This window comes from Polyangiaceae bacterium (assembly GCA_020633205.1).
Classification (GTDB): Bacteria; Myxococcota_A; Polyangia; order Polyangiales; family Polyangiaceae; genus JAHBVY01.
Map to the genome: position 1 here is coordinate 137,962 of JACKEB010000022.1, position 15,169 is coordinate 153,130.

A 15,169-nucleotide genomic window follows, 5' to 3' on the forward strand; every position below is an offset into this window, starting at 1 on the left:
CACAACGCGGTGCGTCCTGACTGCTCCGATGAATCCGTGCATTGGAATGCGGCTCCTGCAGCGATTCGGCCTGGCGCAAGCCAGGCTTCGCCCCCCGGGAGCGCTGCTGGTAACTTTGGCCCCATGATCGAGTGGAGTGAACAGCACCAGCAGATCCGCGACATGGTCCGCCGCTTCGTCGACGCGGAGATCAAGCCGAACCTCGAAGCGCTCGAGCACGGCGACACACCGCCCTACGACGTGCTGCGGAAACTGTTCGCGACCTTCGGCTTGAAGGAGATGGGCAAGATGCGCTTCGCCGCGCAAATCGCCAAGGACAAGGCGGGTGACTCCGCAAAGAAGGAGTCCGACGGCGGTGGCTTCGGCGGCGGAGATGCCATGGCGATGCAGCTCATCCCGATCATCGAACTCAGCCGCTACTGCCCCGGCATGGTCACGGCGCTGGGCGTCAGCGTGGGCCTGACGGCTGGCGCGATCATGAAGAAGGGGACCATCGCGCAGAAGGAGCGCTGGGCCCTCGATTTATTGACCCTGGATAAGGTCGGCGCCTGGGCCATCACCGAGCCGGGCAGCGGCTCCGATGCGTTCGGCGGCATGAAGGCTTCAGCGAAGCGAGACGGCGATGGCTACGTCTTGAACGGGTCGAAGACCTTCATCACCAACGGGCCCTACGCCGACACCATGGTCTTCATCTGCAAGCTCGACGAAGGCAACGATCCTTCCGTGCGGAAAGTTGTGAGCTTCGTGCTCGACCGCGGCATGGAAGGCCTCACCCAGAGCAAGCCCTTACGCAAGATGGGCATGCACTCGTCGCCCACCGGCGAGCTATTCCTCGAGGATGTGAAGGTCGGCGGGGACCGCCTGCTCGGCGAGACAGAAGACTCCGGCGCACGCTCGAGCGCGAAGGATACCTTCACCGCGGAGCGCACCGGCGTCGCCGCAATGGCCCTCGGTATCGTGGAGCAGTGCCTCAAGCTCAGCACCAACTACGCCAAGGAGCGCGTGGCGTTTGGCCGCCCCATCGGCGAATTTCAGCTGATCCAGCTCAAGCTCGCGAAGATGGAAGTCGCGCGCATGAACATCCAGAACCTGGTGTTTCGCGTGATCGAGCTCGGTGCCGCAGGGAAGCAGATGGATATCGCCGAAGCCAGCGCTTGCAAGCTCTACTGCGCGCAGACGGCGATGGAGGTCGCGCTCGAGGCAGTGCAGCTCTTTGGCGGCAACGGCTACATGGCGGAGTTCCAAGTGGAGCAGCTCGCCCGCGACGCGAAGGTGCTGCAAATCTACGGCGGCACCGACGAGATCCAGATCTCGCAAATCGCCCGTACGCTGCTCAGCCGCTAGGCGGCTTTTCAGCGCTCCGCTCCCCCCAAGAAAAAATTCCGCTCAATCGTCCGAGTTTGGGGGGGAGGGGTCCCAGGTGCTCACTTCATCCAACGCCTTGCGCCGCAGATCCGGCACCTCTGCATCGGCGCTGGGGTATCCGACGGGAAACAAGATGTACGGCTTCTCGTTGCTCGGTCGCCCCAAGATCTTGCTCAAGAAACCCATCGGGCTCGGCGTGTGAGTCAGCGTCGAGAGCCCCATGCGATGTAACGCCGCGATGAACAGGCCGGCGGCGATGCCGCAGCTCTCTTTGGTGTAGTAGTTCTTGCGCCGGGAGCCGTCCGCTTCCAGGCCGTAGAGCTCTTCGAAGAGCACGACGATCCACGGCACCGTCTCGAGGTACGGCTTCTCCCAGTTGGTGCCGAGGGGGCGCAGCGCCTCGAGCCAGGCCTCGGGCATGCGGCCACCTTCGTAGCTCTCGTACTCCTCTTTTTCCGCCGCTTCGCGGATCAGCCGCTTCGTCTCTGCATCACTGATGGCGACGAAATGCCAGGGCTGACGATGGGCGCCCGAAGGCGCCGTGGAGGCCGCGCGAATTGCCCACTCGATAGCCTCCCGCGGCACCTTTCGGTCGCTGAAATGCCGAACGCTACGCCTCCCATCCATTTCCGCGAAGAAAGACTCTCCTCGTTCGAGGAGCGTCGCCTCATTCAGAGGCTCAGTGCGGTAGGGGATGAAAGGGTAGCGTTCGTCAGGCTTCACGCCTTGCAGGCTACTTCAGGTAAGCGACCAACTGGTAGTTGGGACTGAGGTAGGGCTCTGGCGAAGCCTCGACGGCGATGTAGTAGGTTCCGGCGGTGCTCGTGGCTGGGCTGAGTACCCTCTCGTGGTAATCTAGGTCGTCGCCCTCGGCGAACACAGCGTCGCTCGGATCGTAAATGGTCACGTACGTGTCCGTGTCTGGATCGCCTCCGAGCGTGGCCACGAAGATGCTCTTGCCCACGTCGCCAGCGGCCACGGTGATTGCGAACCAATCAGCATCTAGGGCGTCTGAAAGGCTCGCGCCTTGAACCAACGCAGGCAGCGTCAGCGCGGTCGCAGAGCCCTTGTCACCGTTGCTGGTGCCTTCGGTCGCAAGGTTCGGCGTGAAAATAGAGGAGCTGATGTTGGCCGTGTAGCCGCTCTCTCCGGTGTTGTCCCAAAGCACCGCGTGCCAGGTCGTGGCGGCGGCGGCGTCAGACAACTGGAAAAACACTGAGTCGAACGCCACTAGGTCCTGGAACGACTGTGAGCCCTCCAGGATCGCCATCTGAGGATCGCCGCCCCCTCCCGTCGACGTGATGTCGATGATTTGGGGACCGGCGGCCACGTCGAAGCTCACGTATTGGGTCGCGAACGCGTCGCTCAGAGTGAGGTCGTCGCTGCCAGTCAGTGGGGTCGCCGCCCGCTCGGCGATGTCGATTCCTTCGGGAGTGGGGAAGCTGTCCTGCGTCCCGCCGTCTGGACCGCTGACGACCTCGAGGGCCGTCAATCCAGTTGCGGCATCGCCGTCGATCAGCAGGGTTACCTCGGCCTTCGTCGGAGTTACCGTGCCAACCTGCGCGATCACACCCGTCGGAGTGGTTACGCTCAGATTGGTGTACTCACCGTCGAAGAGGCTGGTTTGAACGAAGGTGTCGTCAAACGGACGTGAGGGGTCCATGTTCTTGATGGTGGCTAGGACGATGCTGCCCTGAGCCACGGTACCTTCGGTCACCACCGCGATCGGCGAACCTAAGTTGAAGCCTTGGGCGTAGGTCAGGGCCTCATCACCCGTGGTGACGGTCACGTCACGCAGACCCATCGACGCGGTGCCGGCGATCTCGACGGTTGCGATCAGCGCGGTGGGGCTCGCCACGCGCACGCTGCTCACCGTCACGCCGTCGCCAAAGCTGACGGTAGTGGTGTCATCCCAGTTGGTGGCGAAGCCGCTCAGGGTCACCTCGGTGCTCGCGCCCAGCAGGGCGAAGCCGGGGAACACGCCGCTGACACTGGCGGTGGTGTCGAAGCCGGTGCCGTCGGTGCCGTTCGTGCCGTTCTCGCCGTTCTCACCGTTCTTGCCGTTTGCACCGTCGGAGCCGGAGCAACCTGCGGCCAACATCAGAGCAACCAGTCCCAAGCCAATCTGTCGAATCATGTCTGCTTCACCTCGTTCGCCGCGGTGACCCAAGCCCAATGGGGGTATTCCGCTGCGAGCATAAAAAGGGCGGGAGGCCATCTCCCGCCAGTGGTGGAGCGGCATGCCAGCGCTCGTGTGGGAAGGCAACCACATCTCGGCACATGCTCTCTAAGTGTTGGAAATTGTTGACGGGTGCTGGCGCTCATATTCCCGGAGCGGCTTGCTCTGCGCGTGATCTTCCGCTTGCAGCGGAAGTGTGGAGCGAGACTGTGTCTCAGGCTGTCGCATGCCCTCAGTATCCGACCTGTCGTCGGATCCGCTGGGGTTGAAGATTCCGCGGGGCAAGTTCGGGTGCCTGACCGACGGCTGTAGTTAGGTACGCCAGCGCCCAGTCCAGTGCGAGCGCGGGTGTTCTGTATGGCCGCGCGGATCCGCGCGGAGGCAAACTGCGAGTTGAGCGACAGCCACTCTGCGTCTAGGCTCCGCCGATGCGCCGTTGGTTGCTTGGTTCCGTTTTGGTTCTCTCGGGTTGTTCTTCGATCATCGGTCTCGATGACTTCCACGAGGGGAGCGCCGACTCCGGTGGGGCCGGGGGAGATGCTGGGGCATCCGGGTTCGGTGGAGTGAGCGGAGACGGGGGTTCGTCCGGCGCAAGCGGCGGTGACGCCGGTCAGGGTGCGAGCGCTGGCGTTTCCGGTACCGGTGGCCTGGGCGGTTCCGCGGGGATGGGTGGTCAAGGAGGCAGTTCGACGACCGGCGGAAGTGGAGGAACGGGGGGTGCGACGTGCAACGGAGCTGCTTTGCCCGAGGATGATGAATGCGTGGTAAACGAGAAGTACGGGGTGTTCGTCAAGCCAAGTGGCAACGACAGCACGGGTACCGGTACTCGCGAGGCGCCGTTCGCCACACTCGCAAAGGCTATGCTCGTTGCGAAGGCTGCGGGTAAGCGGGTCTACATGTGCGCGGACGGCGGGAACTACACTTCTGCGGTGTCGCTAAACGCTGATCACGCCGGGGTTCAGGCCTTCGGGTCGTTCAAGTGTGCGGATTGGTCCTACGACTCGAACCTAAGAGCGGTTGTGGCGCCCGCCGCAGTTGGTGTGGCATTAAGCATAGATGGCATTGCTGTTGCCACTAGACTAGACGGCCTCGAATTCCGCGCGGCAAATGCCACCGCCGCAGGAACCAACAGCGTGGCGGCCTTCGTGAAGGACTCGACCGGCGTGGAATTCGTTCGAGTGGTGCTTCAAGCCGGAAATGGAGCGAAAGGCGTGTCCGGGACAACGACCAACTTTAGCTTTCCCTCCGCCAGCACCTTGGTAGGCAACTCGGCGAGCGGTACAACCGGAGGCTTGGAGAAGCAGTACGATTTGTGCCCCGGGGGTGGCAGCACGACTGGGGGCCCGGGAGGCACCGCGGGTAAGAACGGAGGAGGGATTGGACGTCCCCTCTTGGGCGGTGGCAGCGGCGGAACTGCCGGAGAGGCGTCTTGTAGCCCAGGCCTAGGCGGTGGAAGCGATGGTGCGGATGCGCCCCCCGGAGGTGCCGGGGCCGGCGCTTCTACCCTCGGCTCGTTGAGTTCGAGCGGATGGGAGTCGAGCACGGGAAGCGCTGGAACCGAAGGAGGCGTGGGGCAGGGCGGAGGTGGAGGGCGGTACTCGGTGAACGGTGCTGGGGGCAGCGGTGGCGCGGGAGGGTGTGGGGGGGCGGGTGGAGCCGCGGGCGGCGGCGGCGGCGCGAGCGTAGCTTTGGTAACGTGGAACTCCGAGGTCGCTCTCATGGCGAGTCAGTTGGTGTCTGCCCAGGCGGGTGACGGCGGAAGCGGTTCCAACGGACAAGTTGGAATGGATGGCGGCCTGAAGGGTGCGGGCGCCTGGAATGGGTCTGGTTTCCCCGGCTGTGATGGCGGCAACGGCGGGAAGGGCGGCGACGGAGGACCCGGCGGCGGCGGCGCAGGTGGCGTTTCTGCGGCGATCATGTTCTCGGGTACCGCACCAACCTTGACGTCCACCACGCTTACTCCTGGGGGAGCCGGGTCAGGCGGTCCCGCCGTGGGCGGCGGAAACGCTGGTATCAACGGCACCAGCACCGCTCAGTACGACGCGAGTTGATGGATTGATTCCCCGCGGAGATAATCGGGGTTCCTTCACACGGAGATCAGCGCCTATCACTCGCAGGTGGAGGCGTCACTCGGTGGCGCGCGACTCGGACCATTGAGAACATTCTCCGTTCCAGGTCTCCGCTGGCAATGAGCTTTCTCGGCCACACGAGTTGAGTGTTCGCTGGCCCCCGTCTAGGCTACCCCAGATGCGCGGCTGGCTTCTTGGTGCGGTAGTCTTGCTCTCCGGCTGCTCGAGCATCATCGGCTTGGATGAGTACCACCCTGGGTTTTCGGACTCGGGGGGCGCCGGCGCTGGTGCCGCGGGGTCGGCTGGAGGGAGTTCGGGTCTGCCGGGTGAAGGCGGTGACGCTGGCGCGGCTAGCGGCACCGGCGGACTGGGTGGTAGCTCGGGCGAGGGCAGCTCCGGCGGAGTTTCAGGGAGCGGTGCACTGGGTGGCTCAGGCGGAGTTTCCGGGAGCGGCGCACTTGGCGGCTCCGATGGAGTTTCGGGGAGCGGTGCGCTTGGCTCTGGCGGCGGCTCGTCGGGCGGCGCGGGTGGTTCGTCGGGGAGCGCTGGTGGCTCGTCCGGAGCGGCCGGGATGAGCGCTGGTGGTTCCGCGGGGATAGGCGGAACCACCGGTGCTGGAGGCTCGGAGACGGGCGGCACAGGCGGCACCGGGGTGGTGACCTGCAACGCCGCGGCCCTGCCGGCAGACGACCCGTGCGTGGTGGACGAGCAGTACGGCGTATTCGTCCAGGGGAACGCGGACAACGGCGGCGACGGAAGCCGCCAAGATCCCTTCAACAGCCTGAGCGAGGCGCTCGAGGTGGCGAAGGCCGCCGGCAAGCGAGTGTACGCCTGCGCGGACGGAAGCTTTTTTCTAGAGATTTCCTTGGACGCCAGCCACTCCGGTATGCAGCTGTTCGGGTCGTTCAGATGCGATGATTGGTCCTACGATCCTGCGCTCAAGGCGTACGTGTCGGGTCAGAAGCTGGCGTTGACGATGGATGGTGTGGGGGGCACCGCGATCGAAGGCTTTGAATTTCACACCCTGGGTGGGAACGCCATCGGTGAGAGCGGCGTTGCCGCGTTCATCAAGAACTCCAGCGGTGTCACCTTCAACAAGGTGAAGTTCGAAACGGGTCCCGGGGTACTGGCGAGCACTGGGGACTTCATCAACTTCGCCTATCCGAGCGCGAGCTTGCTTGCTGGAAGTTCAGCGTCGGGAACCCAGCCAGGGGGACCGACGGAGTACGCGGGCTGTCCTGGGGGAGGCACTAGCGTCGGCGCTGCGGGAGGAGATGGCGGCACTACTCCAACCGGAGGAGCGATTGGTGCACCAGACCTTGGCGGCGGTGCCGGGGGGATCTACAACTACGCCTGTTCTCTCGGAGGGGCTGGCCAGACCGGCGCGGTCGGCGCCAACGGCGATCCGGGCGCTGGGGCGACTCGCCAGGGGACGCTCACCGAGGCTGGTTGGGTGCCGGCTTCCGGTGAGCTCGGCACCCCCGGCCACGTTGGACAAGGGGGTGGCGGCGGGCGTGGCTCCCTCGAGAGCGGAGGTGGCGGCGGCGGTGCTGGAGGCTGCGGCGGCGGTCCCGGCTCGAGGGGCTACGGCGGGGGCGGCAGCATCGCGCTGTTGCTCTTCAACAGCTCCGTGAGCGTGGTGGACAGTGTCCTGATCGCTGGAAACGGGGGAGACGGTGGCACCGGTCACGTCGGGCAGTACGGGATGGCCGGCGGAGCGCCGGGGCCACGCGCTGAGAGCACGGCCTGCGACGGTGGGGAAGGCGGCAGGGGTGCTGGCATCGGTGGGGGCGGGGCAGGCGGGATCTCCGCCGCGATCGTCTACGCTGGGCCGGCCCCGACGGTGACGTCGAGTGTGCTGACTCCAGGTAGTGGCGGCGCCGCGGGCCCATCATCGCTTGACGGCAACCCTGGAGTCGCCGGTTTGAGCGTGCCCATCTTTGACGCCAACTAGGATAGCCGCGCGGAAATGATGCGGGCGCCCGGCGTGTCAATCAACCAGCTGAAACGACGCCGGCTCGACGCGCTCGCTCTTGCATTGGGGGCAGCGGCTGGGCGCCGTCATGCGCTGACGGTCGCGAAACAGAAAGCCACACGCGAGGCAATGTGCAGGCTCTCGTTTGAGGCGGAGCCCGCGGCTCTTGAGGCTTTTTTCCAGGTGCTCCAGGTGCTCCGCTAGCTGCTTCTCCGACACGCCCACGCGCTGAGATAGCTCGCGCAAGGTGAGCGCTTCCTCGAGCAGCGCCCGCTCCAAGGCCTGGCGTACCGTTGCCCGGCGATGTGCTGGTGCGTCGTTCACGGCGCCGCCGCCGCGAGGGGCAAGTGACGCTCGCCCCGCGTCGAGCGCACCAGGCGCATGCGGAAGTCGACTCCAATCGCTTCGTCTTCTGCGAGTGGCTCCCACACGTTCTCGCCTTGGAGCGGCTCGCTCGAGATGAGCAGGTGATTCACGAAGCCAGTCTGCGTTGGCGCCTCGCACTCCGCTGAGAGCGACGGACAGGTATCACGGTCCGAGCACTGGCCCTTGTAGGTGGAGAAGAACAGCTCTTTGCCGCCCTGAGTGGCTGCCATGACCTCGCCATCGGTGAGGATCAGTGTCAGCAGGCTCTTGCTCTCTGAGTCGTCGCAGATCGCGCGTGCCCGGGCCGTCGTTGCGTAGAGCGCGGCGATCACGTCCTCGACCGAGTGGCGCCTGCTCAGCGGCCCAAAGCGTTGCAGCTGGGTCAAGAACATGAAGAAGACGATCTCGCTATCCGTTTCCCCGAGGATGAAGCGGCGCAGCGCGGGCACCACCTCACGCAAGAGCTCGCTGCGCTTCGCGTCCAAGTTCGGGATATCGCCATTATGCGCGAACACCCAGCGCCCGAACTGAAACGGGTGGCAATTGAGCACGTTGTTCGGTCCCCGAGTGGCCTTGCGCACGTGGGCGAGCACCGTCTCCGAGGACACCACGCCGCTCAACCGGTGGAACAGCTGGTCGCCCAGCGCCGTGGTCGGGCTGCGGGTCACGTGGGGCGAACCGTCGATGTAGAACGCGACACCCCAGCCGTCGGGGTGCTGGTTGCTCTGCTCACCTAGGGCATTGTCAGCGTCCAGCAGGGAGCGGTGGACGGAACTCTGGATGACGCTACGGAAGCCAAAAAGCCGGCACATGTGGGCTCCGAGCATGCCATAAACCGCTTCGTCATGCCCGACTCAAGCCCGGAACAGACCCCGTTCGAATTGCTCGGCGGAGCAGAGATCGTCAGCCAGATCGCCCAGGCTTTCTACGATCACATGGAGCAAGACGAGCCGGCCCTGGCCAAGCTCCACCCGCTGGGTCCCGACGGCCGCATCCTGCCGGAGATCCGGGAGCGCTTTCGGCTGTTCTTCATCGGCTGGCTTGGTGGCCCTCAGGACTACATGCAGCTCCACGGTCATCCTCGGCTGCGCATGCGTCACGCTGGGGTCGCGATCGACTCCGATCAGCGAGATGCCTGGCTCCGGGCGATGCGATCGGCCTTCGCTGACGTCGAGCAGGCACGCGGCCCATTCCAGCCCGCCGCTCGGGACTTCGTGCTCTCCCGCCTGGAAGAGGTCGCGAACTTTCTCAGGAACCGCCCCGATCCTGAGTAGGTTTTTTGGGGGGAGGAGCGCCGGGGCCGCGCGGAAATCAGCTTGCATCGAGCCGCGGCGCAAGGTTCGTCGTACACCCCTTGCCGTGGCGACTTCGTGGTCGGAGTAACCTAGACGCCGACCTCGCGTAGGAACCTGGGTCGCGCGCAAAACCCGCGGCGAGGAGACTTCATGGACGACCAAGACCGACTGAGTGATCGCCTTCGAGGCAGCGAGCTAGAGAAGCTGCTCGCCCGCCGCCGCTTCATCAAGACCGCTGCTGTGGGCACGGTGATCACGGCTTTCGGCGGCGGTTTGTGGACGATCGTCGATGATTTGATCGCTACCGCCAATGCCAAGCCCCGGGACGATGGGCGGCCTCGAGTTCCCCCGGGCCAGCGCGTGATCAGCGCTCTCAAGCCCATGGGCGGCGCCGAGGGCAGCCCCCTGCGCAGCAAGTTCAAGCTGAAGGTTCACGGCGAAGTCGAGAACCCCTTCGAGGTCGACTTCCGTGGGCTGCTGAAGCTGCCCCAGGTCACTCAAAAAGCAGACGTTCACTGCGTCACGGGTTGGACGCTGCTCGACGCCAACTGGAAGGGTGTGCGCATCAAGGACCTCGCAGAGAAAGCCAAGCTGAAGAAGACGGCTCGCTACGCCATCATCGAGGCGGCTCACGGCTACACCGCCAACGTGCCGCTTCGGGAGGCGCTCAAGGAGACCTGCATGGTGACCTACGAGCTCAACGGCGATCCCCTCGCTGAGGCCCACGGCGCGCCCGCCCGCGGCTTGATTCCGGATCTGTATTTCTGGAAGAGCAGCAAGTGGATCACCGGGATCCGCTTCGTCAAGCGAGACGAGCCCGGCTACTGGGAGACACGCGGCTACCACAACCGTGGCAACCCGTGGCTCGAAGAGCGCTACAGCTGAACCTGTGCGGATAGAAGTTACCCTAAGGAAACGAAAGCCCTGGTGACGAAAGCTATTGTATCGTGAGCGAGACCGACACTCCGGAGGACACTCCAAAGGCCAAGTCCCCCGCGCAAGCCAAGCCTAAAAAGAAGCTCAAGTGGCGCCCCTGGATCCGCGCCCTGCACCGCGACATCGGCTACTTTGCGATCGGCCTCACCGTCATCTACGCGCTGAGCGGCCTGGCGGTGAACCACATCGCCGACTGGGACCCGAACTTCACCCAGATCGAGCAGCGCTACGAGATTGGCCCGATAGAGGAAGAAGACGAAGAGGCCATCGGCAAGATCGTCGCTGAAAAGCTCAAGCTCGAGGAAAAGCCGCAGGACGTCTATCGCGTCAACGACGACGAGCTCGAGGTGTCTCTGCCAAGCGGACGCACCCTGCAGGTCAACCAGAAGACCGGCGCCGTGCTGGAGCAAGGACAAGAGCCGCGCTTCTTCTTGCGGGTCGCGAACTGGCTGCACCTCAACCGCGGCAAGAAGGCCTGGAGCTACATCGCCGACGGCTACGCGGTGTTCCTGCTCTACCTGGCCATCAGCGGGCTCTTCATGATCCCCGGACGCAAGGGCCTGCTTGGCAGGGGCGCGGTGATCGCCATCCTCGGCGCGCTGGTTCCGGTGCTCTACGTCACGCTCTCCGGCGGACCCTGAAAGGCGCGACCAAAGGGCTGCGCGCCCTCGACGGTTTGTTACAGTCGAGGACGTATGAAGCAGCTTTGCTGGGTGATGAGCGTCGGTTTGGGTGTGGGGCTGGTGGGCGCGTGTGGCGGACCAACGGCTGAGCCCGTGGCGCCGGAGGTGCCCGTCTCGAGCGGGAGCGACAGCGCCCGAGTAGCGGCTGAGAGCAGCGCGCCTCTCCCCCCCGACAAGAAGCGTGCGGTGCTGATCGATGACCTCCCCGGGGCGCTGGCCAAAGCTAAATCCGAGGGGAAATTGGTGTTCGTCGATGCTTGGGCGACTTGGTGTCACACCTGCCTATCGATGAAGAACCACGTCTTCTCCGACGCCTCGTTCGAGCCGTATCGAGAGCGCATGGTGTTCGTCGAGCTCGACACCGACCGCGACGAGAACGCCGGCTTCCAAGACAAGTACGCCGTCGAGGTGTTGCCGAGCTTCTTCGTTCTCGACGCGTCCGGCGGGGTGCTTGGGATGTGGCCTGGCTCCGCCAGTGTGGGGGAGATGCGGGGGTTCCTGGATAGCTCCCTCGAGGCGAATGAAGCGCTGACCAGCGACTCTTTGCCGAAAGACAGCCCCCTCAAGGCGCTAGTCGAAGCGCGTGCGCTGCATGCGGCGTCGAAGCACCGCGAGGCAGCCAAGCAGTACGGGCTCGCAGTGGAGCGCGCCCCGAAGGACTGGCCGAGGCGTAGCGAGGCGCTGAAAGGCTGGATCCGAAGCCTGGCGCGAGCTGGCATGGCCAGTGAGTGTGTGCATGCAGGCTTGGAACACCTGGACGAGGTACGCGGCGCGTCGATCCCCGCGGATTTCGCGAACCAGGTTCTGGCCTGCGCACAAGGCTTGAAGAGCCACCCCACGCTGCAAGAGACGGTGAGGCGCGTGGAGGCTCGCCTGACTAATCTCCTCGCGGAACCGCCTGACGTGATGAGCCCCGACGACATCGCGGATGCTCACAACATCTTGGCCTACGCGCGGGAGCTGCGGGGTGACAAGAAGGGCGCCAGGGCCTCCATCGAGGCTGGGCTGCAGGTGCTGGAGGCGGCAGCCGAAAAAGCCGACGAGCCTGAGATCAAAGCCACCTACGACTACGGCCGCGCAAAGGCCTATTTGGAGCTCGGCCGCGCCAAGGAAGCGCTGGTCATGCTGGAGGAGCGCGAGAAGCAAATCCCGAGCTCCGCGGAGCCGCCTGCGCGCCTCTCCCAGGTTTACGCAGCGCTCGGCCGCACGAAGGACGCACTCGCGGCCACGACTCGCGCGGTGAACATGGCCCACGGCCCCCGCAAGCTCATGTACCTCGAGCGCAAGGCGAGCCTCGAGCTGAAACTCGGGGACCCGAAGGCGGCCGTCGCCACGCTGGAGGAGGAAGTAAAAGGTTGGCAAGCGCTCACTGGCAAGCGCGCCCGCCCGAAGAGCTTGGAGGACGCGCAGAAGCGCCTCGCCAAGGCCAAGGCCAAGCTGGGTCACTGAGGCTTGGAGTGTAGGCGCTCGCAGTGTTAAGGCCGTGCCATGAAGAATGGCAGCAGCGAGGCCGTGACCCAAGGCGTGCGCGTCACCGTTCGCCCACGCTACTCACCAGAGCACTCGGATCCGCGGCGCGGCGAGTGGTTCTTCCTCTACCAAGTCACGATCAAGAACGAGGGTAGTGAGCCGGTCAAGCTGGTGAGCCGCCACTGGATCATCACCGACGCCAACGGCGAGGTGCAAGAAGTCAAGGGACCAGGCGTGGTCGGAGAACAGCCGAGCCTGGCTCATGGTGAACACTTCGAATACACGTCGGGCTGCCCGCTGACGACGCCCTTCGGCTCGATGCATGGCAGCTACCAGATGTTGCGTCCCACTGGGGAGCAGTTCGACGCCGAGATCGCAGCGTTCTCGCTCAGTCAGCCGGGGTTGGTCCAGTAGCCGTTTGGATCGCTGGTTCCTCGGGGAAGCGAGCCTCGCGAGGCCTAGTGGTTGCGGCTAAGACTAATGGTTGCGGCTAGGACTAATGGTTGCGTGCCCCGGCGACCCGGGCATGGGGGGCGCTCGGGGGCACTGGCGGCGCGCCGTCGTGGCTCACGCGACGACCCGGCATGATGCCTTCGGGCACCGGGCGCACACCGGAGTGGTAGTCGTCGAAGTGATCGCGGATCGCTCGCGTCACCAGGCGCTCCAGGTTCAAGCGGGCCGTGGAGTGGCGGAGCACACTGGGCGCCTTGTGGGTGAAGGTCATGGCGACCTTGCTCCAGCGCAGCGCCTTCTCCAAGAGCTCGCAGCTCTTGTCATCCAGCGCATCCCGTCCACCGAGGGCGTTGCCGACGAAGGCCGCTGAGCCGTCAATCAGGTGCACTTCGAGCTTGGCGGCTGGTCCGTGTACCGTGAGCACCCCGCTGTGTCGCCCCCGTTGGGCTCCGGCCAAGCGCTCGATGAGTTGTGTGTTTTCCCACCCCATTGAAACCTCGGAACCGGCGCGAGCTTCCTATCCCACCCGGTTCTGGCCACAGAGTTAGCAGGACCCGTGCCAGGCCAGATGACAGCCCAACTGTCCGAAATCTCTAAACGGGACTCCAGCGCGAAGCTTGAGCATTTCGTTTGTGAGATTGCAGATCCGCGAGGGTTGGGGGGGAGGGAGCAGCGAAGGTCCTCGAGTTTGCGCAGGGAAACGCTCTTTAGCACCTACCTCGGAGCACATGCTTTTGACCCAATCCCCCGCGGAGACAGCTCGACCTCGCGAGCTGCGAACCACAACCAGGCGCAGTTTCCGCGGGGAGCGGGGGCCAGCTGACGAACGCTTTGCGCGTTTCCCTGGGGTGTGCCCGCGCTAAAGCTGCAGAGACTTGATTTCGAAGAACTCGTCCAGTCCGTGCTCGCCGTATTCGCGCCCGTTACCCGACTGCTTGTAGCCACCGAAGGGCGCGAGGGCGTTGAAGGCACCGCCGTTGACCTCCACTTGGCCGGTGCGCAACTGGCGGGCCACGCGTTTGGCTCGCTCCGCATCAGCCGACCAAACCGCGCCTGCTAGCCCATAGGGGGAGTCATTGGCGATGCGGATCGCGTCCGCCTCGTCCTCGTAAGGGATGATGCACAGCACCGGCCCGAAGATTTCCTCCTGGGCGATGGTCATCTCGTTCTTCACGTTCGCGAACACCGTGGGGCGCACGAAGTAGCCTTTGCTCAGCCCTTCCGGGGGCTCCGCGCCGCCTGTCACCAGGGTTGCGCCCTCTTCGACACCGCGACGGATGTAGCCACGCACGCGCTCCCGTTGGGTTTCGCTGACGAGTGGTCCGAGCTTGCCAGCGCCCTCCACGGCGTCGCCCAGGGTGAAGCTCTCCGCCGTTGCCTTCGCGATGGCGACAGCTTCGTCGTGTTTGCTCTTCGGCACCAGCATACGCGTCAACGCGGAGCAAGTTTGCCCTGAGTTCAGGTAACACGCGCCAACGCCGCTCTTCACCGCGCGGCCCAGATCTGCGTCGTCGAGGATCACGTTGGCGCTCTTGCCACCCAGCTCGAGGGTGACTCGCTTGATGCTCTGGGCGGCGAGCTCAGACACCCGGCGCCCGGCGCGGGTCGAACCGGTGAAGCTCACCATATCGACCTTCGGGTGACTGACGAGCGCCTCACCCACGCTGGGTCCGTCACCGCTGATCACATTGAAGATCCCTTTGGGAGCGCCTGCGGCCTCGAAGATCTGAGCCAGAATGAAGGCGCTGAGCGGCGCGACCTCGCTCGGCTTCAGCACCACGGTGCAACCAGCCGCGAGCGCCGGCGCGAGCTTCGCTACGACCTGATGTAGTGGATAATTCCACGGGGTAATGGCGGCGACCACCCCGATGGGCTCCTTGACGACCAGTGAGCTCCCCACTTGGCGTTCGAGCTCGTACTTCTCGATCAGCTCTGCGAATTGCCCCATGACCAGGGTTGGCAGCCCGGCTTGAATCGCGCGCGCGAGCTTGATTGGCATGCCCACCTCAGCCGCGATGGTCTGGGCGATCTCTGCGTTCCTTTCGGCCAAGCCGGCCTGGAGCTTCTTGAGCAGCGCGGCACGCTCAGCGACCGGCGTCGCTGACCAGGCCGGGAAGGCCGCTGCCGCAGCCTCTACCGCACGGGCCGCGTCTGTCGCGTCGCCGCGGGGGACGCGGCCCATGGCTTCTTCCGTCGAGGAGTTGATGACATCGAAGTATCCGTCGCCGCTCGCTTCGACCCAGCTGCCATCGATGAAGATCCGATCGTAGTTCTGCATGCTCGCTTCCATCCGTTCGCGTTGGGCGCCGACGGAGCGCGACGCCGGAGGGCAGTGTACGGACCCGAGCGACTCACGCCAGAGCTTGCAGTTGCCGTGG

The 15,169-nt window shown here is 64.9% G+C and carries 14 protein-coding genes; 8 read left to right on the top strand and 6 right to left on the bottom strand.

What is annotated here, in order from left to right; genetic code table 11:
- Positions 1-123: 123 nt before the first annotated feature.
- Positions 124-1,344, top strand: coding sequence for an acyl-CoA dehydrogenase family protein (locus tag H6718_34215; GenBank protein ID MCB9590515.1), 1,221 nt, complete (start codon positions 124-126; stop codon positions 1,342-1,344).
- Between the two features lie 42 nt (positions 1,345-1,386).
- Here H6718_34215 and H6718_34220 read toward each other — a convergent pair whose 3' ends face one another.
- Complete coding sequence (locus H6718_34220; protein MCB9590516.1) at positions 1,387-1,992, bottom strand: nitroreductase family protein; 606 nt, start codon at positions 1,990-1,992, stop codon at positions 1,387-1,389.
- 106 nt (positions 1,993-2,098) lie between these two features.
- Complete coding sequence (locus H6718_34225; protein ID MCB9590517.1) at positions 2,099-3,502, bottom strand: hypothetical protein; 1,404 nt, start codon at positions 3,500-3,502, stop codon at positions 2,099-2,101.
- 470 nt (positions 3,503-3,972) lie between these two features.
- On the opposite strand from H6718_34225, the gene H6718_34230 reads away from it, so the two are divergent.
- Together H6718_34230 and H6718_34235 are read left to right on the top strand one after the other, a co-directional pair.
- Positions 3,973-5,595, top strand: a complete 1,623-nt coding sequence (locus H6718_34230; protein MCB9590518.1) for a hypothetical protein — start codon at positions 3,973-3,975, stop codon at positions 5,593-5,595.
- A 196-nt stretch (positions 5,596-5,791) separates the two neighbouring features.
- Positions 5,792-7,567, top strand: a complete 1,776-nt coding sequence (locus H6718_34235; protein ID MCB9590519.1) for a hypothetical protein — start codon at positions 5,792-5,794, stop codon at positions 7,565-7,567.
- A gap of 36 nt (positions 7,568-7,603) precedes the next feature.
- Here H6718_34235 and H6718_34240 read toward each other — a convergent pair whose 3' ends face one another.
- Positions 7,604-7,912, bottom strand: a complete 309-nt coding sequence (locus H6718_34240; protein MCB9590520.1) for a helix-turn-helix domain-containing protein — start codon at positions 7,910-7,912, stop codon at positions 7,604-7,606.
- Positions 7,909-8,766, bottom strand: a complete 858-nt coding sequence (locus tag H6718_34245; GenBank protein ID MCB9590521.1) for a class II glutamine amidotransferase — start codon at positions 8,764-8,766, stop codon at positions 7,909-7,911. The genes H6718_34240 and H6718_34245 overlap by 4 nt, the downstream gene beginning before the upstream one ends.
- 33 nt (positions 8,767-8,799) lie before the next feature.
- Here H6718_34245 and H6718_34250 point away from each other — a divergent pair, with 33 nt between their 5' ends.
- The 5 genes from H6718_34250 (at position 8,800) to apaG (ending at position 12,752) form a co-directional block, all read left to right on the top strand.
- Complete coding sequence (locus tag H6718_34250) at positions 8,800-9,228, top strand: cyanoglobin (GenBank protein ID MCB9590522.1); 429 nt, start codon at positions 8,800-8,802, stop codon at positions 9,226-9,228.
- A 171-nt stretch (positions 9,229-9,399) separates the two neighbouring features.
- Complete coding sequence (locus H6718_34255) at positions 9,400-10,134, top strand: molybdopterin-dependent oxidoreductase (protein MCB9590523.1); 735 nt, start codon at positions 9,400-9,402, stop codon at positions 10,132-10,134.
- A gap of 62 nt (positions 10,135-10,196) precedes the next feature.
- Positions 10,197-10,826 (top strand): PepSY-associated TM helix domain-containing protein, encoded by a 630-nt coding sequence (locus tag H6718_34260; protein ID MCB9590524.1) that lies wholly within the window; start codon positions 10,197-10,199, stop codon positions 10,824-10,826.
- 54 nt (positions 10,827-10,880) lie between these two features.
- Positions 10,881-12,317 (top strand): thioredoxin family protein, encoded by a 1,437-nt coding sequence (locus tag H6718_34265; GenBank protein MCB9590525.1) that lies wholly within the window; start codon positions 10,881-10,883, stop codon positions 12,315-12,317.
- 39 nt (positions 12,318-12,356) lie between these two features.
- Positions 12,357-12,752, top strand: a complete 396-nt coding sequence (apaG, locus tag H6718_34270) for a Co2+/Mg2+ efflux protein ApaG (protein ID MCB9590526.1) — start codon at positions 12,357-12,359, stop codon at positions 12,750-12,752.
- Between the two features lie 82 nt (positions 12,753-12,834).
- On the opposite strand, the gene H6718_34275 is transcribed toward apaG, so the two are convergent.
- Positions 12,835-13,281 (bottom strand): DUF4388 domain-containing protein, encoded by a 447-nt coding sequence (locus H6718_34275; protein MCB9590527.1) that lies wholly within the window; start codon positions 13,279-13,281, stop codon positions 12,835-12,837.
- A gap of 369 nt (positions 13,282-13,650) precedes the next feature.
- Positions 13,651-15,069 carry an aldehyde dehydrogenase family protein gene (locus H6718_34280; protein ID MCB9590528.1) on the bottom strand — a complete coding sequence of 473 codons (1,419 nt, stop codon included), beginning with the start codon at positions 15,067-15,069 and terminating at the stop codon, positions 13,651-13,653.
- Positions 15,070-15,169 lie beyond the last annotated feature (100 nt).

What these genes read in the sequence shown, in the direction of transcription:
- H6718_34215 (MCB9590515.1), top strand. Translation starts at nt 124, where the DNA reads ATGATCGAGTGGAGTGAACAGCACCAGCAGATCCGCGACATGGTCCGC.
- H6718_34220 (MCB9590516.1), bottom strand. Translation starts at nt 1,992, where the DNA reads ATGGATGGGAGGCGTAGCGTTCGGCATTTCAGCGACCGAAAGGTGCCG.
- H6718_34225 (MCB9590517.1), bottom strand. Translation starts at nt 3,502, where the DNA reads ATGATTCGACAGATTGGCTTGGGACTGGTTGCTCTGATGTTGGCCGCA.
- H6718_34230 (MCB9590518.1), top strand. Translation starts at nt 3,973, where the DNA reads ATGCGCCGTTGGTTGCTTGGTTCCGTTTTGGTTCTCTCGGGTTGTTCT.
- H6718_34235 (MCB9590519.1), top strand. Translation starts at nt 5,792, where the DNA reads ATGCGCGGCTGGCTTCTTGGTGCGGTAGTCTTGCTCTCCGGCTGCTCG.
- H6718_34245 (MCB9590521.1), bottom strand. Translation starts at nt 8,766, where the DNA reads ATGTGCCGGCTTTTTGGCTTCCGTAGCGTCATCCAGAGTTCCGTCCAC.
- H6718_34250 (MCB9590522.1), top strand. Translation starts at nt 8,800, where the DNA reads ATGCCCGACTCAAGCCCGGAACAGACCCCGTTCGAATTGCTCGGCGGA.
- H6718_34255 (MCB9590523.1), top strand. Translation starts at nt 9,400, where the DNA reads ATGGACGACCAAGACCGACTGAGTGATCGCCTTCGAGGCAGCGAGCTA.
- H6718_34265 (MCB9590525.1), top strand. Translation starts at nt 10,881, where the DNA reads ATGAAGCAGCTTTGCTGGGTGATGAGCGTCGGTTTGGGTGTGGGGCTG.
- apaG (MCB9590526.1), top strand. Translation starts at nt 12,357, where the DNA reads ATGAAGAATGGCAGCAGCGAGGCCGTGACCCAAGGCGTGCGCGTCACC.
- H6718_34275 (MCB9590527.1), bottom strand. Translation starts at nt 13,281, where the DNA reads ATGGGGTGGGAAAACACACAACTCATCGAGCGCTTGGCCGGAGCCCAA.
- H6718_34280 (MCB9590528.1), bottom strand. Translation starts at nt 15,069, where the DNA reads ATGCAGAACTACGATCGGATCTTCATCGATGGCAGCTGGGTCGAAGCG.